Origin of the sequence: Alexandriicola marinus (genome assembly GCF_004000435.1) — a bacterium.
Classification (GTDB): Bacteria; Pseudomonadota; Alphaproteobacteria; order Rhodobacterales; family Rhodobacteraceae; genus Alexandriicola; species Alexandriicola marinus.
In genome coordinates this window covers 961495-980594 of the sequence record NZ_RBVZ01000002.1, presented here as the reverse complement: position 1 = coordinate 980594, position 19100 = coordinate 961495, and the positions used below count along the sequence as shown (strand labels likewise).

Genomic DNA, 19100 nt, shown 5'->3' with positions numbered 1-19100 from the left:
GCCCGGATGAGCCGTTTTCACCCCCTGACCGTCACCGATGTCCGCCGCGAAACCCGCGATGCCATTGTCGTGACGCTGGCGCCCGGGGATGACGATCGCCCCGCGTTCGATTTTATTCAGGGCCAATACCTGACCTTCCGCCGCGATTTCGACGGTCAGGAGCTGCGCCGCTGCTATTCGATCTGTTCCGGCCTTGATGACGGGACGCTGCGGGTGGGTATCAAGCGGGTCGAGGGTGGGGCCTTTTCGAACTGGGCCAACGACAATGTCAAACCCGGGGACGTGATGGAGGCGATGCCGCCTCAGGGGCGGTTCTATGGTGAAACAGAGCCTGATTCGGGTGCCCATTACCTGGCCTTTGCCGGCGGATCCGGGATCACGCCGATCCTGTCGATCATCCGCACGACGCTGGCCCGTGATCCCGACAGCCGGTGCACGCTGGTCTATGCAAACCGGGCCGTCAGCACGATCATGTTCCGCGAGGAACTGGAAGACCTCAAGAACAGCTATCTGGGCCGCCTGTCGATCCTGCATATCCTCGAGACCGAAGCGCAGGAGATCGACCTCTTCACCGGCCGGATCGACGCGGAAAAGCTCGATGGCCTGTTCTCGGGATGGATCGACGCGGAAGGGATCGACCGCGTCTATATCTGCGGACCCGAACCGATGATGATCACTATCCGGGACGCGCTGCGCGCGCGCAGGATGGAGGAAAGCCGGATCCGGCTCGAGCTGTTCAAATCGGATCAGCCGGGGCGGCTGGCGCAGGCCATGTTGGCCAGAACAGGCTCTGACACGGCGGAAATCGAAGCCTCCGTCACGCTGGACGGGCGGACCCAGACCTTCCGAATGGCGCGCGGCGTGCCGCTTCTGGATGCGGCGCGGGCCCATGACATCGATGCACCGTTCTCCTGCAAGGCTGGTGTCTGTTCCACCTGCCGCGCCCGGATCACCGAGGGCGAGGCCGAGATGATGAACAACAACGCGCTTGAGGATCACGAGGTCAGGGACGGCTATGTCCTGACCTGCCAGTGCCTGCCCCTGACGGACAAGATCGCCGTCACCTATGACATCTGAAGGAACCGACCCATGACCGAGCAACCGCGCCGATTGCAGAGCTATCTTGCCGGCCATTGGCAGGCGGGGCAGGGCGAAGGCACGGCGCTGCGCGATGCCGCGACGGGGGAGGTCGTGGCGCATGTGGGCTCGGGCGGGCTCGATCTGGCAGGTGCGCTGGATTACGGGCGGCGGGCCGGAGGTGCGGCGCTGCGCGCGATGACGTTTCATGAGCGGGCGCTGATGCTCAAGGCGCTGGCGCTGGAACTGGGCAAGCACAAGGAGGCGTTCTACGCCGAAAGCTTCCGCACCGGGGCCACGAAGATCGATTCCATGGTCGATATCGACGGCGGCATCGGGACGCTGTTCGTCTATGCCTCGAAGGGGCGGCGGGAATTGCCGAACGCGACCCTGCTGCTGGACGGACCGCCCGAGGGGCTGTCGAAGGACAACAGCTTTTCCGCGCAGCATGTGATGACACCGCTGACGGGTGTCGCGCTGCATATCAACGCGTTCAACTTTCCGGTCTGGGGGATGCTGGAAAAGCTGGCGCCGAACCTGTTGGCCGGCATGCCCGCGATCGTGAAACCGGCGAGCCAGACCGCCTACCTGACCGAGATGGTCGCCCGCGTTATGATCGACAGCGGCATCCTGCCCGAAGGGGCGTTGCAAATCGTCTGCGGCGGGGTCGGCGATATGCTGGATCACGTGACGGGGCAGGATGTGGTGACGTTCACCGGATCGGCCACCACGGGTCGGATGCTGAAGGCTCATCCCCGGATCGTGGCGGAATCGACCCGATTCTCGATGGAGGCCGACAGCCTGAATAGCGCGATCCTTGGCCCCGATGCCGACCCCGGAAGCCCGGAGTTCGACCTGTTCATCAAGGAGGTCCATCGCGAGATGACCGTAAAGGCGGGGCAGAAATGCACCGCGATCCGGCGCGCCTTCGTTCCCAGGGGCCGCGAAGACGCGGTGATCGAGGCGCTGTCGGCACGGCTGGCCAGGACCGCCGTGGGCCTGCCCTCGGACGAGGCCACGCGCATGGGCGCATTGGCAAGCCTTGCCCAACGCGACGAGGTGCGCGCCCGGATCGCCGATCTGGCCGCCGACGCGGACATCGTGTCGGGCGATCCGGACGATGTGCGCCTGAGTTCGGGCGATGCCGAAGCGGGGGCGTTTCTGAACCCGGTCCTGCTGCATTGTGCCGATGCGATGGGCGCCTCGGCGGTGCATGACGTCGAAGCCTTCGGCCCGGTCGCCACGATCATGGCCTATGACGGGGCAGAGGAGGCGGTCGCGCTGGCCGCGATGGGCAAGGGATCGCTGGCCGCCTCGGTCTTTACCGATGATGCCGATTTCGCGCGGGAGGTGGTGATCGGCATGGCGCCCCATCACGGGCGCATCCTGATCGGCAACCGTGACAGCGCCAAATCCTCCACCGGGCATGGATCGCCCATGCCGGGGCTGGTGCACGGCGGACCGGGCCGCGCCGGTGGCGGCGAGGAGCTGGGCGGGATCCGGGGCGTGAAGCATTACATGCAGCGCACGGCGGTGCAGGGGGCGCCGCGGATGCTCGCCCCGGTGGTGGGCCGCTGGATCGAGGGGGCGAGCGCGGATCCCGAGGCGAGACCCTTCCGCAAGACGCTCGAGCAGCTGCGGATCGGCGACCGGATCGAGACGGGCGAACGCGAGATCACGATCGCCGATATCGAGGCCTTCGCCGCGCTGACGGGCGACACCTTCTATGCCCATATGAACGAGGAACAGGCCGCGGCGAACCCGTTCTTTGACGGTCGCGTGGCGCATGGATACGGGATCATCAGCTTTGCCGCGGGGCTCTTCGTCGATCCCGATCCGGGCCCGGTTCTCGCCAATTACGGGATCGACAACCTGCGTTTCCTGACGCCGGTCTACCCGGGCGACAGGATCAAGGTCCGGCTCACGGTGAAAGAGATCAACCCGCGCGCGACGGCCGATCATGGCGAGGTGCGCTGGGACGCGCAGGTCACCACGCAGGAGGGCGAGGTGGCCGCCACCTATGACGTGCTGACCATGGTCGCGAAGGGGCAGGGGTGAGCCTCGCGGCGTTCGATCTGAACGCGATCGGGCCGGAGTTCATCGCCGACCCCCACCCCGTGCTCGATGCGCTCCGCAAGGAGCGGCCGCTCCATCGCAATCCCGACGGATCGATCCTGCTCACCCGATACGAGGATTGCCGGGCGGTCTATCAATCCCGCGCGATGCTGTCGGACAAGACCGAGGCCTTCACCGCGAAGTTCGGCGAATGCCCCCTGAAGGAGCATCACACGACCAGCCTCGTCTTCAACGACCCGCCCTATCACACCACGGTGCGCAAGCTGCTGGCGGAGGCCTTCACACCGCGCAAACTGGCCGAGTTCGAGCCGCTGATCGCGCGGATCGTCGCCCGGCTTCTGGACCGGCTGGAGGAGATGGGCGAGGCGGATATCGTGGAGGATTTCGCCAAGGTGCTGCCGACCGAGATCATCTCGGTCATGCTGGGCGTGCCGGAGGCGATGCGGCTCCGGCTGCGCGGCTATTCGCTCTCGATCCTCGGCGCGCTCGATCCCGTTGTCTCGGCCGAGCGGCTGGAGGCGGGGAACCGGGCAGTCGAGGAATTCTCGGCGCTTCTGTCGGAGATCATCGCCCACAGGCGGCGCAATCCGGGGCAGGGAGGCGAGGGCGAAGTGCTCGAGGCGCTGATCTTCGGCGAACATGACGGGCGGCGTCTGACCGAGAAGGAGCTGATCCAGAACTGCATCTTCCTTCTGAACGCAGGCCACGAGACGACGACGAGCCTCGTGGCCAACGCGGTGGGCACGCTGCTTGAGGCGCCCGGCGCGCACCGGGCGCTGCGAGAGGATCCCGGGCTGATCGACACGGCCGTCGAGGAATTCCTCCGGCTGGAAAGCCCGCTCCAGATCGGGAACCGGACCGCGGGAGAGAATGTGGAACTGCCCTCGGGCACCCTCCCGAAGGGCGCCTATGTTCACCTCTCGGTCGCGGGCGCGAACCGCGACCCCCGCGTCTTCGACGCGCCGCACGAGGTGAATCTGGGCCGCAGCCCGAACCGGCACCTGGCCTTCGTGACCGGCATCCATGTCTGCCTGGGCGCCACGCTCAGCCGGATCGAGGGCCGCATCGCCATAGGCGGCCTCGTCACCCGCTTTCCGGCCCTTGCCCCGAACGGGCCGGGGGACCGCCTCCCCCTTGCCCGGTTCCGCGGCTGGAGCCGGCTGCCGGTGCGGCTATCCTGACGCGCGGCCAAAATTCGCGAATTTTGGCGGCACCCAAATTTCTGGAAATTTGGGGTCGGCCTCTGTGAAGCGAAAGCGCCCTGGTCGAGGCGCTGGTCAGTCCCGCGGGCGGTCGTCGACGACGCGGCGGGCCTTGCCTTCGGAGCGCGGCGCGGTGCCGGGCAGGCCCACTTCGATCCGGGCGGAGATGCCGATCACGGACTTGATGTGATGCGAGAGGGTCCTCGCGCTGGCCGCACGCGCGTCGTCGCCGGCGGCGTGCTCCATCGCTTCGACAATGATTTCCATCTCGTCCATCCGGCCGGGCCGGGTGAGGCGGATCTGGAAATGCGGCGCGAGCCCCTCGACCTTCATCAGCTGTTCCTCGACCTGGGTCGGAAAGACGTTGACGCCGCGCAGGATGATCATGTCGTCCGACCGCCCGGTGATCTTTTCCATCCGCCGCATCGACCGCGCCGTCCCGGGCAGAAGGCGCGTCAGGTCGCGGGTGCGGTAGCGGATGATGGGCAGGCCTTCCTTGGTGAGAGTTGTGAAGACCAGTTCCCCCAGTTCGCCATCGGGCAGGACCTCGCCCGTATCCGGGTCGATGATCTCGGGGTAGAAATGATCCTCCCAGATATGGAGGCCATCCTTCGTCTCGACGCATTCATTGGCGACGCCGGGCCCCAGCACCTCGGACAACCCGTAGATATCGACGGCATGGATGTCGAAGGCCTGTTCGATCTCGGCGCGCATGGCGTTCGTCCAGGGCTCGGCCCCGAAGATGCCGACGGCCAGAGGGCTCTGCCGCGGGTCACGGCCCTGACGGCGGTATTCGTCGAGGATCGAGAGCATGTAGGACGGCGTGACCATGATCACCCGTGCGCCGAAATCCTCGATCAGGGTGACCTGCCGTTCGGTCATCCCGCCCGACGCGGGCACCACGGTCGCGCCCAGCCGTTCGGCGCCGTAATGCGCGCCAAGCCCGCCGGTGAACAGGCCATAGCCATAGGCCACGTGGATCACATCGCCTGCGCGCCCTCCGGAGGCACGGATCGACCGGGCGACCATGTCGGCCCACATGTCGATATCGGCCCGGGTGTAGCCGACGACGGTTGGCTTGCCCGTCGTGCCGGATGACGCGTGGATGCGCGCGATCTTGTCGCGGGGCACCGCGAAAAGGCCGAAGGGATAGTTGTCGCGGAGGTCCGCCTTGGTGGTGAAGGGGAATTTCGCCAGATCGGACAGCGTCGTCAGGTCATCCGGGTGGACGCCGGCGTCGTCGAACCGGGCCCGGTAGAAGGGCGAGTTGTCATAGGCGTGGCGGAGCGACCATGCCATGCGGTTCATCTGAAGGTCTGCGATCTCGTCGCGGCTGGCTGTTTCGATGGGCTCCAGATCGCCGGGCCGGGGGGCGAGGTTTTCCATGGTCTACTCCGTCTCGAGATGGTGGCCGCGAATGGTGCGGGACTGGCCGCGAAACTCTGCGATCACGGTGCCGTCCTCGCGGGTGACGGTCACGTCATAGAGGCCCGAACGGCCGGCGCGATGCACCTCGCGCGCGGTGGCGGTGAGCCGGTCTCCCAGCTGGCCGGGGGCAAGAAAGCTGATCGAGGCGCCCTGCGCCACAACCCGGGGGCCGTGGCTGTTGCAGGCAAAGGCAAAGGCGCTGTCGGCCAGCGTGAAAAGGTAGCCGCCGTGACAGGTGCCGTGACCATTGGTCATGGGCTCTGTCACCGTCATGGTGAGGGTGGCGGTGCCGGGGGCGATGTGCGTCATCTCCATCCCCAGCGCCTGGCTGGCCCGGTCGTCGGCCCACATGGCCTGGGCGCAGGCGCGGGCTGTGTCTTCGGGTGTCATTGGCCGCGGAACTCCGGGTTGCGTTTGTCGAGGAAGGCGGAAACGCCTTCGGCGTAATCCGCGGTGCGGCCCGCCTCGCGCTGAAAGCCCGCCTCGATATCGAGCTGGTCAGAAAAGCTTTGGGTCGCGGCGGACTGGATCGACATCTTGGTCAGGCCAAGGCCCCGTGTCGGGCCGGCCGCGAATTTCGCGGCAAAGGCCCGCGCCTCGGGCATCAGGTCGTCATCGTCAAGCGCCTTCCAGATCAGGCCCCAGTCGGCGGCGCGGTCGGCCGGGAGTGGCTCGGCCGTCAGGGCGAGGCCCTTGGCCCGCGCCTCCCCCACCAGCCGGGAGAGCGACCACGAGCCCCCGGCATCCGGGGTGAGACCGATCTTCGAAAAGGCCTGGATGAACCGGGCGGAGCGTGCGGCCAGAACGATATCGCAGGCCAGCGCCACATTCGCGCCCGCCCCGGCGGCCACGCCGTTGACGGCGGCGATCACAGGCTTTTCCAGCGATCGGATCAGGCGGAGCGTGGGGTTGTAGAACGTCTCGAGCGTGTGGCCCAGATCGGGCGGGCCATCCATCTTGCGCGGATCGCGATCGCCCAGGTCCTGGCCGGCACAAAAGGCCCGTCCGGCACCGGTGATCAGGACAGCGCGGACGGCACTCTCCTCATGGGCGCGCTCGATCCCGGCGCGAAGGGCCATGTGCATGGCCTCGTTGAAGGAATTCAGCTTGTCCGGGCGATTGAGCGTCAGCGTCAGCACACCGTCGGACAACTCGGTGATCAGGGGGTGTTCGGTCATGGCTCCTCCGATCCGGATGGGAGCATGGGGTCGGGGAGAGGTCAATCCGCGAGCGGCTGGGAACGTCGTGTTCGCGGTCTCTGGCATGGCCCGTCAGCATGGTGCAGAGTGGGCCCGGGAGACAAGGGAGAGCAGAGATGATCGAGAGCATGGGACCGGGACGGACAGCCGTTGTCACGGGCGGCGCATCGGGGATCGGGCTGGCCTCGGCCACCCGTTTCGCGGCGGCCGGGATGAACGTGGTGGTGGTCGACTGGCGCGACGAATTGTTTGGCGCCGCGGAACAGGGCCTGCGCGCCGCGGGCGCCGCAGAGGTGATGTGCCGCAAGGTCGACGTGTCGGATCGGGCCGCCGTGACGGCGCTGGAGGCGGAGGTGACGGAGGCCTTCGGCGGGGCGGATCTGATTATGTGCAACGCCGGCATCCAGCCCGGAAGCGACATCTTCGACGACAAGGGCACCTGGGCGCAGATACTGGCGGTGAACCTCGGTGGCGTCGTCAACACGGCGCAGGTGTTCGGCCCCGGCATGGTCGCACGCGGCAGGCCCGCGACGATCATCGTCACCGGATCGAAACAGGGGATCACGACGCCGCCCGGCGATCCGGCCTACAACACCGCAAAGGCGGGGGTGAAGGCCTTTGCCGAGGCGCTGGCCCACGAAATGCGCAACAGCGCGCCGCATGTGAGCGTGCATCTGCTGATCCCCGGTTTCGTCTTCACCGATCTGACACGGCATGACCGGACGGAAAAGCCGTCGGGGGCCTGGACCCCGGAGCAAACGGCGGATTTCATGATGACCTCGCTCGAGCGGGGAGATTTCTACATCCTGTGCCCCGACAACGATGTCGACCGGGCCACGGACGAAAAGCGCATGGCCTGGGCCGTTGGCGATATCATCGAGAACCGCCCGCCCCTGTCGCGCTGGCATCCCGACTACGGGGATGCCTTTGCGGAGTTTCTGAAATCCGGGTGAGGGGGCCAATTTTGTTCGAGAACAAAATTGGAGGGTGCCCGTGACAGCGGGCGCAACAAGACTGCGAAAGGACGACAACGTGACTGACATTCTGGCCATCGGTAATTTCACCTCGGCCGAGCATGACGCGCTCGGGGCCATGGGCGCGAAGATCGTGGCCGACATGGCCACGGCGATCGCCCTGCCCGAGCCGGATCGCGCCGGGGCCCGGGCCATCGCCTACAAGTCCGGCACACCGTTCGGCGCGGCGCAGATGGCGGCCTTTCCGGGGCTTGGCCTGATTTCGAATTTCGGGGTCGGGTTCGACGCGATCGACATCGACGCGGCGACCGGAGCGGGCATCCAGGTCACCAATACGCCCGATGTGCTGAACGACGACGTGGCCGACCTGGCCGTCGCGATGCTTCTGATGCAGGGACGGCGACTGGTGCAGGCCGAGGCCTATGCTCGTTCGGGCGACTGGGGGCAGAAGGGGGAATTCCCGCTGGCCCGCAAGATCTCGGGCGGGCGCGCGGGCATCCTCGGGCTGGGCCGGATCGGGTTCGACATCGCGCGCAGGCTCGCGGCCTTCGACATGGATATTCACTACTGGTCACGCCGCGAGAAAGAGGCACCGGGCTGGACCTATCATGGGGATCCTGTCGCCTTGGCGTCCGCGGTCGATTATCTGATCGTCGCGGTCGTGGGCGGTGAAGAGACGAAAGGCATCGTTTCGGCCGAGGTGCTGGACGCGCTGGGGCCCGACGGCATCGTCGTCAACATCTCGCGCGGGACAACGATCGACGAGGGCGCGATGCTGGATCGGCTGGAAGACGGGCGGCTTGCGGGCGCGGGGCTCGATGTGTTCCTGAACGAGCCGAAGATCGATCCGCGGTTTTCCGCGCTCGACAACGTGGTTCTTCAACCGCATATCGGCTCGGCCACGCAGGCCACGCGGGCCGAGATGGCCCGACTTCAACGCGACAACATCACGGCTTTTCTGGCCGGGCGGCCCGTGCTGACCCCGGTCAACGATCTGACCCGCACAGGAGACGCGACATGAGCGACAAACCGACCATCGGTTTCATTGGCCTTGGCTTCATGGGCCACGGCATGGCCAGGAACATCCGCAAGGCCGGCTACGAGATGCAGGTCAAGGGCAACCGCAACCGCGCGCCGGTCGACAGCCTTCTGGGCATGGGCGCGGCGGAGGCCGCAAGCCCGAAGGCCATGGCCGAGGCCTGTGACATCATCTTTCTCTGCCTGTCGAACAGCCCCCAGGTCGAGGCGGTGATCCGTGGCGAAGACGGGATCCTCGCCTCCGGCAAGACGGGGCTGATCGTGGTGGATACGACCACGTCGAACCCGGTGTCGACCATGGCGCTGGCCGCCGATCTGGAGGCCGCGGGGATGACCCTTGTCGATGCGCCGCTGGGCCGGACGCCGGTGGAGGCCGAGGCCGGCACGCTGGACGCGATGGTCGGCGCCGATGATGCGACGTTCGAAGTGGTGCGCCCGGTCATCGATTGCTGGGCCGGAACGATCACGCATCTGGGCCCGGTCGGATCGGGCCACAAGATGAAGCTGGTGATGAACTTTCTCAGCCTCGGCTATGCCTCGCTTTACGCCGAGGCCTTCACGATGGCCGCCAAGGTCGGGCTGAGCCCGCAGGCCGTGCGCGGCATCATCGGCGGAAGCCGGATGGGGTGTGGCTTCTTCGAGACGTTTACCAAGGGCATGGTGGACCGCGACCGCGACGCCCACAAGTTCAGCATCGACAACGCCTCCAAGGATATCGGCTATGTCGCGGCGATGGCGATGGATGCGGGCATGGCCAACCCGATGTCATCGGCGGTGCGCAATGCCTTTGCGCTGGCCCAGGCGCAGGGGAAGGGGGGCGATTACGTCCCGTTCCTTGCCGACCAGGTGGCCGCGATGAACGGCCTCGATCTTCCGGCCGAGGTCGAGAAGGGCAAGGGCTGAGGGGCGTCAGAGACCGGCCTCGCGCGCGCGGCGAAGCCAGCCGAGGCTGTCGCCCGTCGGACCGGGGGGCCGGTATTCCGCGCCCAGCGGGATCGTCCAGCCCAGATCCGCCAGCAGCGCGAAGATGTGGGCATAGTTCACCTCGCCCTCATCGGGCGGGCCGCGATCGGGAACCGAGGCGAACTGCACATGCCCGATCAGCGGCAGCAGGCTCGAGATGCGGCGGCTGAGATCACCACCGGTCAGCTGTGCGTGGTAGCAGTCGAACATGATCCGCAGGTTCGGGGCGCCGACCTCTGTCACGATCCGGGCGGCCTCGTCTGGATCAGAGAGGAAATAGCCCGGCGCGTCGCCGGGGTTGATCGGCTCGATCAGGATGATCAGCCCGGCCTCCTGCGCCGCGCCGCTCGCCCAGTTGAGATGATCCAGATAGGTGGCACGCGCCTTTTCCCCCGAGGTCAGACCGGCCATGACATGGACATGCCGGGCCCCGATATCGGCGGCATAGGTCAGGGCCGCGCGGGTCGCGTCGCGGGCCTCGGCCTCGCGACCGGGCAGCGCGGCAAGGCCGAAATCGCCCGGCCCGCCCCGGCTGGTGTTCAGGCCAAGGCAGGGCAGGCCGGTCTCTGCCAGGGCGGAAGCCACGTCGCCCGAAGGCACGTCATAGGGCCAATGCAATTCGACCGCGTCAAAGCCGGCGCGCGCCGCGGCGCGGATCGCGTCGGGCAGGGGCAGGTCGGACCAGAGAAAGCCCAGATTTGCGGAAAAGCGCGGGCCGGTTCGGCCGGTGCTAGCCACGACCGATATAGGCCATGGCGCTGGCCATGACCGTCATGAACTGGACGTTGGCCTCAAGCGGAAGGGAGGCCATGTGCAACACGGAACTGGCGACATGGGCCACGTCCATCACCGGCTCCACCGCGATGGAGCCATCGGCCTGCGGCATACCCGTTGTCATCTTGGCGGCCATGTCGGTCAGCGCGTTGCCGATATCGATCTGCCCGCAGGCGATGTTGTAGGGCCGCCCGTCCAGCGAGATCGACCGCGTCAGGCCCGTGATCGCATGTTTCGATGAGGTGTAGGGCGCGGAGCCCCAGCGCGGCACCTGCGCAGAGACGGAGCCATTGTTGATGATCCGCCCGCCTTGTGGATCCTGCGCGCGCATCCGGGCAAAGGCGGCGCGCGCGCAGATGAACGAGCCGGTGACGTTGATGTCGATGCAGCGGCGCCATGTCTCGACGTCGATCTCGTCGATCGTCGCGCCGAGGGCGGAGATCCCGGCGTTGTTGAACAGCACATCGATCCGTCCCCATTCGGACATCGCGGTGTCGAACGCGACGTCAACGGCGGCCTCGTCGGTCACGTCGCAGGGCAGGGCCAACGCCGCGTCATGGGTCGCCGCCACGGTCTCGACCGTTTCGGGTGTGCGGCCCATGATTCCCACGCGCCAGCCCGCGTCGAGAAAGGTCTCGGCGCAGGCGCGGCCGATGCCGCGGGCCGCGCCGGTGATGAGAATGGTCTGAGACATGGGGCCTCCGGTCAGTGGTTGTCGCGGGGCAGAGTGCGGGCCACGCGCTGATAGGCGGTGGCAAGCTCGAGGCAACCGCCTTGTGCGAGCTGGCCCACATGTCTGCGGTAGATTTCCTGCCAGGGGGTGTGGCTGACGATCTCAGGCGGGGTCCAGGCGGCCTTGCGGGCCTCCCATTCCTCGTCCGGCACAAGTGCGTTCATCGTGGCGGCGTTCAGGTCGAGCCGGACACGGTCGCCGGTGCGCAGGAAGGCAAGCCCGCCGCCCACAACCGCCTCGGGCGAGGCGTTGAGGATCGAGGGGCTTTCCGATGTGCCGGATTGACGGCCATCGCCCACTGTCGGCAGATGATTGATGCCCTGTTTGATAAGTGCATCCGGCGGCTGCATGTTCACCACCTCGGCCGAACCGGGATAGCCGACGCAGCCCACGCCGCGAATGAACAGGATCGTCTGATCGTCGATTTCAAGCGCGGGATCGTTGATCCGGTCGTGATAATCCTCGGGCCCTTCGAAAACGACGGCGCGGGCCTCGAAGATGCCTTCCTGCCCGGGGTTGGAGAGGTAGCGGTCCTGGAAATCGGGCGAGATGACGGAGGTCTTCATCAACGCACTGTCGAAGAGGTTGCCGGACATGACGATGAAGCCCGCCTTTTCGCGGAGCGGATCGTCATAGGGCCGGATCACGTCCCGATCAAGCGAACCTAGACCGTCAAGGTTCTCGCCCATCGTGCGGCCCGTGGCTGTCATGCAATCGGCGTGAATACGGCCCGCGCCGTGCAGTTCGGCCATAACGGCAGGAACGCCCCCCGCCCGGAAGAAACTTTCGCCCAGGAATTCGCCGGCAGGCTGCATGTTGACGAGGAGCGGCTCGTCAAAGCCGACAGTCTGCCAATCCTCGACCGCCAGTTCCACCCCCGCATGGCGGGCGATGGCCTGAAGATGGGGCGGCGCATTGGTGGATCCGCCGATGGCGGTGTTGACGCGGATCGCGTTTTCGAACGCCTCGCGCGTCAGGATGTCGGAGGGTTTAAGATCCTCCATCACCATGCCCACGATCCGACGTCCCGTTTCATAGGCCATGGCCATGCGTTCGCGGAACGTGGCCGGGATCGCGGCATTGCCGGTCAGCGTCATGCCAAGCGCCTCGGCCATTGCGTTCATGGTCGAAGCCGTGCCCATCGTGTTGCAATGGCCCAGCGACGGTGCAGAGGCACAGACACGGGCGATGAATTCGTCGTAGTCGATCTTGCCCTCGGCCAGAAGGCGGCGCGATTCCCAGATGATCGTGCCAGAGCCTGCACGTTTTCCCTTCCACCAGCCGTCATTCATCGGTCCACCATTCAGCGCGATGGCGGGCAGGTCGACGGTGGCGGCACCCATCAGCATCGCGGGCGTCGTCTTGTCGCAACCGGTGGTCAGAACCACCCCGTCAATCGGATAACCGTAAAGAAGTTCGACCAGCCCGAGATAGGCGAGGTTGCGGTCCAGAGCCGCAGTGGGCCGTTTCCCCGATTCCTGGATCGGATGAACCGGAAACTCCATGGGAATGCCGCCTGCCTCGCGGATGCCCGCCTTGATCCGGTCCATCAAGAAGATATGGATCTTGTTGCAGGGTGCGAGGTCCGAGCCCGAATTGGCGATGCCGATCACGGGCTTGCCGCTGCGCAATTCGTTCAAAGTGAAGGCCTGGTTCTGGTACCGCTCCAGGTAAATTGCGGTCATCCCGGGGTTGTTGGGATTGTCGAACCATTCCTGGCTGCGGAACCGACGGTTCGCACGTGTATCTGACATCTGATCCTCCCTGATGCGGCGCGCCGGGGTGACACCGGGCGCCCGCGGGTCAGAGTGTCGATTTTGGCGGAGTGGAATGCAAGGGGCAGGTTGCGCCATGCCGCCAACCGCATGCGTTTCGATCTTGGGAAAAGGCACCCGGGCAGCGGCCCGGATGCCTTTCCTCATGAGCTACCGGATCACCAAATGGCCGGATCGTTAAGGGCGTCGACGCAGGTCGATGCACCTTTCAGCGGGTCGAGCGGCCGGCTTGTCAGCGACTGCCCAAGCCAGCCTTCGGGATAACCCAGCGACAGGGGCGGCGGCGCGACAGATTCGGAAATCTGCCTGAACCCGACTTTGGAGTAGAAGTTGATGTCGCCGTAGGTCAGCGCGACGCCGACACCGTTCCGGCGCAACGCGTTCAGGCCGAACGTCAGCAGCTTCTGTCCGACCCCCCTGCCCTGATGCCCCGGGGCCACGGCCATCGGCGACAGGATGAAGACCATCCGCTCATCCTCGGGATAGGTCATGCGTGTAAAGATCGCCGTTCCCGCAAGATCATCCCCCTCGACCGCGGAGAAGACGAACATGTCCGCCGCGTCCACCGTCGCCAGCATTCGCTCAACCAGGTTGCCGATCAGGTCCCCTTCCGCCACGCCTTCGGACTCGGTGAAGGTCGATCGGAACAGGTCGGCGATTTCGTTCTTTCGTTGCGCGTCGGTCGTTATGAGGTCCATGTCTTGCTCCTTTTGTCGTCGGGCTGTGCGCGCAGGATGTTGATGTCTTGCCGGCCGGCCTGTTCGGGCTTGCCGCTATCGCACCGTTGATGGTGGATTGCTCCAGAAAGGTCGTGGACGCGCAAGACACGCTGTTCGTGTTTTGAGATGTTCAATGGAGTGTCTCGATTTCATGAGATGTCAGAAAACAGGCCACTCAGCATCGCGCGTGAGTGTCCTTCTGGTTTCTGGCGTTCCCGAACTACTGGATCGGGAACGGGCTTATGCCCGGGGCTCTTTCATAAAATCTCCATGTCATGAGGACATCGCCCCATGCTCCTTTCAGAAATTAGGCGCGATCATAAAGCAGGGCAAGCCACTTCGAAGTCGCCTGTTTCGACCGATCTTGCGATCGGCCGCCCCTTGCGGGACGGTTCCTTGCGCGGGATAAGGCGAAGGAGGACGGGAGATGTCGCGATGGCGGATGGAGTGACGAGGCAGACCCATGACGATGCGATTGCGCGCATCGCAGAGATGTTGGGCGCGCGGCTGGTGACCTCGGCGGCGGATCGTGCCCATCACGGCCAGAACGAGACTGATTTTCCCGAAACCCTGCCCGATGCCGTCGCCTATCCCGAGACGACGGAAGAGGTCTCGCGCATCCTTGCGATCTGCAACGCGGCGGGCTGCCCTGTGACACCGTTCGGCGCGGGCAGCGCGCTTGAGGGGCAGCACCTTGCGCAGGCGGGGGGCATCAGCCTTGATCTGTCGCGGATGAACCAGGTTCTGGCGGTGAATCCCGAGGATCTGAACGTGGTCATCCAGCCAGGCCTGCGCCGCGTCGCCCTGAACGAAGAACTCCGCGCGACGGGCCTGTTCTTCCCTGTCGATCCCGGCGCCGATGCCTCGCTTGGCGGGATGGCCGCGACCCGCGCCAGCGGCACCACGGCGGTGCGCTATGGCACGATGCGCGACAATATCCTCGCGCTGGAGGCGGTAATGGCCGATGGCACCGTGATCCGCAGCGGATCCCGGGCGCGCAAGTCCTCGACCGGCTATGACCTGACCCACCTTCTGATCGGATCGGAAGGCACGTTGGGCGTCATCACGGAACTGACGCTGAAACTGCAGGGCATCCCCGAGGCGGTGACGGCGGCGACCTGCCGGTTCGACACTGTCGAGGACGCGGTGAATTGCGTGATCCTGACTGTTCAGTCGGGCCTGCCCATGGCCCGGATCGAGCTGGTCGACGAGGTGATGGTTCAGGGTTTCAACCTTTATTCCGATGCAGGCCTGCCGGAAAAGCCGCACCTGTTCCTCGAATTCACGGGCACACCGGCGAGCGTGGCCGAACAGACAGCCCTCTTCGAAGAGATCGCCGGCGAGTTCAGCGTCGACGGCTGGTCGAGCGCCACCAAGACCGAGGATCGCAACGCGCTCTGGTCGATGCGGCACAATGCGCATTATGCCTGTCAGGCGCTTGCGGGGCCGGGGCGGCGGATCCGGTCGACGGATGTCTGCGTGCCGATCTCGCGCCTTGCCGAGGCGGTGACCACGGCGCAGCGCCTGGCGCGCGACGGCGGGCTGACCGCTACCATCGTGGGCCATGTGGGCGACGGCAATTTCCACTGCGGCGTGGTGGTCGACCCAACCGATCCGGCCTCGGTCGCGCAGGTGGCGGAGTTCAGCCACACCATCGCGCATCTTGCGCTCGATCTCGGCGGTACGGTCTCGGGCGAGCACGGGATCGGGCTGGGCAAGCTGGACCTGATGAGCCGCGAACACGGGCCCGCGCTGGCCTATATGCGCAGCATCAAGGCCGCCTTCGACCCGAACGGCATCCTCAACCCCGGCAAGCTTTTGCCACCCGCATCTGCCAAGGAGACCCTTTCATGAACATCCTGATCATCGGCGGCGGTGGCGTTGTCGGCCGCAAGCTGGCCTCGGCCCTGGTGGACCGTGGTCACCTGATGGGCCGCGACATCACCAAGATCACGCTGGCAGACATCGCGGATCCGGAGCTGAAGGCGGGCAGCGTTCATATCACCGGGCTGGCCTGCGACATCACCGACCCGGCCTCGGTCTCCGAGGCGATCACGCCCGAGACGGATGTCATCTATCACCTTGCCGCCGTCGTCTCTGCCCATGCGGAAGAGGACTTCGAGGCCGGGATGAAGATCAACCTCGACGGCACGCGAAACATCCTCGAACGGTGCCGCACGCTGGGCACCGCGCCGGTTGTCGTCTTTACCTCGTCGATCGCCGTCTATGGCGGCGATGTGCCCGACCCTGTGGGGGAGCAGTCGTTCCTCAACCCCCAAACCTCCTACGGAATGCAGAAGGCCGTGGGAGAGCTGATGGTGAACGACTATTCCCGCAAGGGATTTGTCGATGGCCGCGCCGTGCGCCTGCCCACGATTTCGGTTCGGCCGGGCAAGCCGAACCGCGCCGCCTCGGGCTTCATGTCGTCGATCCTGCGGGAGCCATTGAACGGGCAGGAGGCGGTCTGCCCGGTGGGAGAGGAGTTCCTGCACTACTACCTCAGCCCCCGGCTCTGTGCCGAAAACCTCGTGCGCACCGCCGAGATCGAGGCAGGCGCGCTGGGGATGAACCGGGTTCTGCAGATGCCCGGACGCACCTGGTCGATCCGCCAGATGATCGACGCGATGACCGCTGTCGCGGGCCCGGATCCCGCCCGCCTGATCCGTTGGGAGAAGGACGAGGCGCTCCTGAAGATCGTCGGCGGCTGGCGCTTTGACATCCGCGCCGACCGCGCCCTTGGCCTTGGCCTGATCGCCGATGACAGCTTTGAGGACAATATCCGGTATTACATCGAGGATGACCGGGGCTAGGGCTGTCATCTGTCTCCCCGGTTGCAGTCGTTGTCCCGAGGAGAACGGCCAAGAGCCCCCAAGGCGCGCGCCTTGTTTGACGACCCGGAAGAGCGGCGGTGCTTGTGGTGACACGCTTGCCGGCGGACGCCGGTCTTCCTTGGTCGGTGGCCGGCCAGTGTCATGAAGACAGATTACCGCAAACGGCAAAATGCAACGTAATCTCTATTTCACGCCTTTACCTTGGGGCCGATGGTCACGCCCTCCGCCAATCGGAAAACCTGATCCCGCGGCGGGCGCAGTCTTCGATCATCGGGCTGGGGCGCCAGGCGACGGGATCTTCCTTGGCGAGTGTGGCAAGCCCGTCGAGCACGGCAGCGGCGCCCAGCGTATCGGCATGGTGCATCAACCCGCCCCGCCACCGCGGGAAACCATAGCCAAACACGGTGACGAGATCGATGTCGGCGGCCGTCTCGGCGATGCCCTCGGCCAGGATATCGGCCGCCTCGTTGATCATGGCGAGGATCAGGCGGTGGCGGATCTCGTCGGCGTCGTAATCCGTCCGGGTGATGCCCGCGAAATGCGCCTCTTCCAGCGCGAGGTCGGCCACGATCGGATCCTCGACCTTGCCATTCCCACCGGGATAGCGATACCAGCCCGCCCCCGTCTTGCGGCCCAGCTTGCCCAGTTCGACCATCCGGTCGGCAATCGGGATATAGCGGCGGGCCGGATCGCGGGTCGCGTCCTGCCGACGGCGATTGGCATGGGCGATGTCGAGACCTGACAGATCCTGCGCCTCGTAAGGGCCCATCGCATATCCGAATTCGACCATCGCCTCATCGACCTCCCACGGGGTGGAGCCGTCCATGAACACCGTATCCGCCGCCTCGCGATAACGGGCGAGGATGCGGTTGCCGATGAACCCGTCGCAGACACCCGCCACGACCGGCACCTTGCGCAGCCGCTTTGCCAGCGCAAAGCCAAGGGCAAGCGCCCGGTCGGACGTCTCCGCCCCGCGCACGATCTCAAGCAGTTTCATGATATGGGCGGGGGCAAAGAAATGCAGACCCACGAGCCGGGACGGATCGGCAAGCGCGCCGCCGACCTCGTTCAGATCAAGATAGGATGTGTTGCTGGCAAGGATCGCATCGGCCGGCAAGGCGGCCTCCAGCGCGGCAAAGACCTGGCGTTTCACCTCCATCGCCTCGAATGCGGCCTCGATGGCAAGGCCCGCGCCCGCGGCATCGGCATAATCCGTCGTCAGTGTCAGCGCGTTGCGCCGCGCCGCCGCGCCGGCCTCGTCGATCAACCCGCGCCTCTGGCTTGCGTCGATGATCTTTTCGACATTGGCCCGCGCGCGCTCCACGCCGTCTGCATCGGTTTCGATCACCGTGACGCGGAGCCCCGCGTTCAAGAGCGCATAGGCGATCCCCGCCCCCATCGTGCCGCCACCGACAACCGCCACATGTTCGGGCAGGTCGACACGTGGCAGATCGGCGGGCGCCTTGGCGGCCCGTTCGGCGAAGAAGATATGCCGCAGCGCGCGCGCCTGATCGGACTGACGCAGTGCGAGGAATGTGGCCCGCTCCTCTGCCATGCCGTCCTCGAAAGGCGCTGTCATCGACCGTTCGATCAGGTTGATGGCGCGCAGGGGCGCGTCCTGTCCGCACATCTTGGCGCGGGCCTGCGCGCGGGCGGCCTCGAACACCTCCGGCGCGGCCTCTCCGGAATTCAGCTCGTGCAACGGTACGGCCATGCCCAGCCATTCGGCATTCGTCATCTCGGCGAAACCGACGGGATCGTCGTCGACCTCGTCGATCAGGCCGATCTCCCGCGCGGCACGGCCCGAGAGGGTCTTGCCGGCGGGGATCAGGTCAAGCGCCCGGTCGATCCCGATCAGCCGGGGCAGACGCTGCGTGCCGCCCGCGCCTGGAACCACGCCCAGCGTGACCTCCGGCAGGCCGATCACCGCGTCGGCCCGCGCGATCCGGTAGCGGCAGGCCAGCGCCAGCTCCGCCCCGCCGCCAAGCGCCGCGCCGTGGATCGCGGCAATCCAGGGCACATCGCAGCGGGCGATCCGGTCGCTGACATCCGGCAGATGCGGCGGTTCGGGATCGCTGTCGAATTCGCGCGCATCGGCGCCCGCGGCAAAGGCCCGGCCCGCGCCCGAAAGGATCACCCGCTCGACGTCGCCCTCGGCCTCAATCCGGTCGAGCGCGTCCATCAGCCCGGCCCGCATCGCATGGCCGATCGCATTGACCGGCGGCGCATTCAGCACGACATGGACCACCCGCCCGTCCCGGCGATACTCGACACTCATCCCCATCCCCTCCGTTTCATTCGCGCCGGGCAC

Annotated in this window: 16 protein-coding genes; 8 read left to right on the top strand and 8 right to left on the bottom strand. The window is 66.1% G+C overall.

Annotated elements, in window-relative coordinates:
- Positions 1-6: 6 nt before the first annotated feature.
- From EP376_RS11135 to EP376_RS11125, 3 genes are read left to right on the top strand one after another with little or no spacing between them, the layout of a single operon-like run.
- On the top strand, positions 7-1077 hold the full coding sequence (locus EP376_RS11135; protein WP_127655597.1) for a 2Fe-2S iron-sulfur cluster-binding protein: 1071 nt from the start codon (positions 7-9) through the stop codon (positions 1075-1077).
- 12 nt (positions 1078-1089) lie between these two features.
- Complete coding sequence (gene paaZ / locus EP376_RS11130) at positions 1090-3135, top strand: phenylacetic acid degradation bifunctional protein PaaZ (RefSeq protein WP_127655596.1); 2046 nt, start codon at positions 1090-1092, stop codon at positions 3133-3135.
- Positions 3132-4334, top strand: coding sequence for a cytochrome P450 (locus EP376_RS11125; protein ID WP_127655595.1), 1203 nt, complete (start codon positions 3132-3134; stop codon positions 4332-4334). Before paaZ ends, EP376_RS11125 begins: the two co-directional genes overlap by 4 nt.
- A 96-nt stretch (positions 4335-4430) precedes the next feature.
- On the opposite strand, the gene paaK is transcribed toward EP376_RS11125, so the two are convergent.
- The 3 genes from paaK to paaG are packed head-to-tail and all read right to left on the bottom strand — an operon-like array spanning position 4431 to position 6961.
- Entirely contained in the window at positions 4431-5741 is a 1311-nt protein-coding gene (gene paaK / locus EP376_RS11120; protein WP_127655594.1) for a phenylacetate--CoA ligase PaaK, read from the bottom strand.
- Between the two features lie 3 nt (positions 5742-5744).
- The gene (gene paaI, locus EP376_RS11115; RefSeq protein WP_127655593.1) at positions 5745-6173 is read right to left on the bottom strand and encodes a hydroxyphenylacetyl-CoA thioesterase PaaI; all 429 of its coding nucleotides are present in this window, start codon (positions 6171-6173) and stop codon (positions 5745-5747) included.
- Positions 6170-6961: a 2-(1,2-epoxy-1,2-dihydrophenyl)acetyl-CoA isomerase PaaG gene (paaG, locus tag EP376_RS11110; protein ID WP_127655592.1), complete on the bottom strand. Its 792-nt coding sequence runs from the start codon at positions 6959-6961 to the stop codon at positions 6170-6172. Before paaG ends, paaI begins: the two co-directional genes overlap by 4 nt.
- 137 nt (positions 6962-7098) lie before the next feature.
- On the opposite strand from paaG, the gene EP376_RS11105 reads away from it, so the two are divergent.
- From EP376_RS11105 to EP376_RS11095, 3 genes are all read left to right on the top strand, one after another.
- Positions 7099-7935 (top strand): SDR family NAD(P)-dependent oxidoreductase, encoded by an 837-nt coding sequence (locus EP376_RS11105; RefSeq protein ID WP_127655591.1) that lies wholly within the window; start codon positions 7099-7101, stop codon positions 7933-7935.
- Positions 7936-8014: 79 nt separating this feature from the next.
- A complete protein-coding gene (locus tag EP376_RS11100; protein WP_240652452.1) occupies positions 8015-8977 on the top strand; it encodes a 2-hydroxyacid dehydrogenase in 963 nt (320 codons plus the stop codon).
- Positions 8974-9897 (top strand): NAD(P)-dependent oxidoreductase, encoded by a 924-nt coding sequence (locus EP376_RS11095; RefSeq protein ID WP_127655590.1) that lies wholly within the window; start codon positions 8974-8976, stop codon positions 9895-9897. The genes EP376_RS11100 and EP376_RS11095 overlap by 4 nt, the downstream gene beginning before the upstream one ends.
- A 6-nt stretch (positions 9898-9903) precedes the next feature.
- Here the strand turns inward: EP376_RS11095 and EP376_RS11090 are convergent, their stop codons facing one another.
- From EP376_RS11090 to EP376_RS11075, 4 genes are all read right to left on the bottom strand, one after another.
- A complete protein-coding gene (locus EP376_RS11090; RefSeq protein WP_127655589.1) occupies positions 9904-10695 on the bottom strand; it encodes a hydroxypyruvate isomerase family protein in 792 nt (263 codons plus the stop codon).
- Positions 10688-11425: an SDR family oxidoreductase gene (locus tag EP376_RS11085; RefSeq protein ID WP_127655588.1), complete on the bottom strand. Its 738-nt coding sequence runs from the start codon at positions 11423-11425 to the stop codon at positions 10688-10690. The genes EP376_RS11090 and EP376_RS11085 overlap by 8 nt, the downstream gene beginning before the upstream one ends.
- Before the next feature lie 11 nt (positions 11426-11436).
- A complete protein-coding gene (locus tag EP376_RS11080; RefSeq protein ID WP_127655587.1) occupies positions 11437-13218 on the bottom strand; it encodes an IlvD/Edd family dehydratase in 1782 nt (593 codons plus the stop codon).
- A 179-nt stretch (positions 13219-13397) separates the two neighbouring features.
- On the bottom strand, positions 13398-13937 hold the full coding sequence (locus tag EP376_RS11075; protein WP_127655586.1) for a GNAT family N-acetyltransferase: 540 nt from the start codon (positions 13935-13937) through the stop codon (positions 13398-13400).
- Between the two features lie 456 nt (positions 13938-14393).
- Here EP376_RS11075 and EP376_RS11070 point away from each other — a divergent pair, with 456 nt between their 5' ends.
- Together EP376_RS11070 and denD are read left to right on the top strand one after the other, a co-directional pair.
- Positions 14394-15812, top strand: coding sequence for an FAD-binding oxidoreductase (locus EP376_RS11070; protein ID WP_127655585.1), 1419 nt, complete (start codon positions 14394-14396; stop codon positions 15810-15812).
- Positions 15809-16768: a D-erythronate dehydrogenase gene (gene denD, locus EP376_RS11065; protein WP_127655584.1), complete on the top strand. Its 960-nt coding sequence runs from the start codon at positions 15809-15811 to the stop codon at positions 16766-16768. The genes EP376_RS11070 and denD overlap by 4 nt, the downstream gene beginning before the upstream one ends.
- Before the next feature lie 235 nt (positions 16769-17003).
- Here denD and EP376_RS11060 read toward each other — a convergent pair whose 3' ends face one another.
- Positions 17004-19067: a 3-hydroxyacyl-CoA dehydrogenase NAD-binding domain-containing protein gene (locus EP376_RS11060; protein WP_127655583.1), complete on the bottom strand. Its 2064-nt coding sequence runs from the start codon at positions 19065-19067 to the stop codon at positions 17004-17006.
- Positions 19068-19100 lie beyond the last annotated feature (33 nt).

What these genes read in the sequence shown, in the direction of transcription:
- EP376_RS11135 (WP_127655597.1), top strand. Translation starts at nt 7, where the DNA reads ATGAGCCGTTTTCACCCCCTGACCGTCACCGATGTCCGCCGCGAAACC.
- paaZ (WP_127655596.1), top strand. Translation starts at nt 1,090, where the DNA reads ATGACCGAGCAACCGCGCCGATTGCAGAGCTATCTTGCCGGCCATTGG.
- paaK (WP_127655594.1), bottom strand. Translation starts at nt 5,741, where the DNA reads ATGGAAAACCTCGCCCCCCGGCCCGGCGATCTGGAGCCCATCGAAACA.
- paaI (WP_127655593.1), bottom strand. Translation starts at nt 6,173, where the DNA reads ATGACACCCGAAGACACAGCCCGCGCCTGCGCCCAGGCCATGTGGGCC.
- paaG (WP_127655592.1), bottom strand. Translation starts at nt 6,961, where the DNA reads ATGACCGAACACCCCCTGATCACCGAGTTGTCCGACGGTGTGCTGACG.
- EP376_RS11105 (WP_127655591.1), top strand. Translation starts at nt 7,099, where the DNA reads ATGATCGAGAGCATGGGACCGGGACGGACAGCCGTTGTCACGGGCGGC.
- EP376_RS11095 (WP_127655590.1), top strand. Translation starts at nt 8,974, where the DNA reads ATGAGCGACAAACCGACCATCGGTTTCATTGGCCTTGGCTTCATGGGC.
- EP376_RS11085 (WP_127655588.1), bottom strand. Translation starts at nt 11,425, where the DNA reads ATGTCTCAGACCATTCTCATCACCGGCGCGGCCCGCGGCATCGGCCGC.
- EP376_RS11080 (WP_127655587.1), bottom strand. Translation starts at nt 13,218, where the DNA reads ATGTCAGATACACGTGCGAACCGTCGGTTCCGCAGCCAGGAATGGTTC.
- EP376_RS11075 (WP_127655586.1), bottom strand. Translation starts at nt 13,937, where the DNA reads ATGGACCTCATAACGACCGACGCGCAACGAAAGAACGAAATCGCCGAC.
- EP376_RS11070 (WP_127655585.1), top strand. Translation starts at nt 14,394, where the DNA reads ATGGCGGATGGAGTGACGAGGCAGACCCATGACGATGCGATTGCGCGC.
- denD (WP_127655584.1), top strand. Translation starts at nt 15,809, where the DNA reads ATGAACATCCTGATCATCGGCGGCGGTGGCGTTGTCGGCCGCAAGCTG.
- EP376_RS11060 (WP_127655583.1), bottom strand. Translation starts at nt 19,067, where the DNA reads ATGAGTGTCGAGTATCGCCGGGACGGGCGGGTGGTCCATGTCGTGCTG.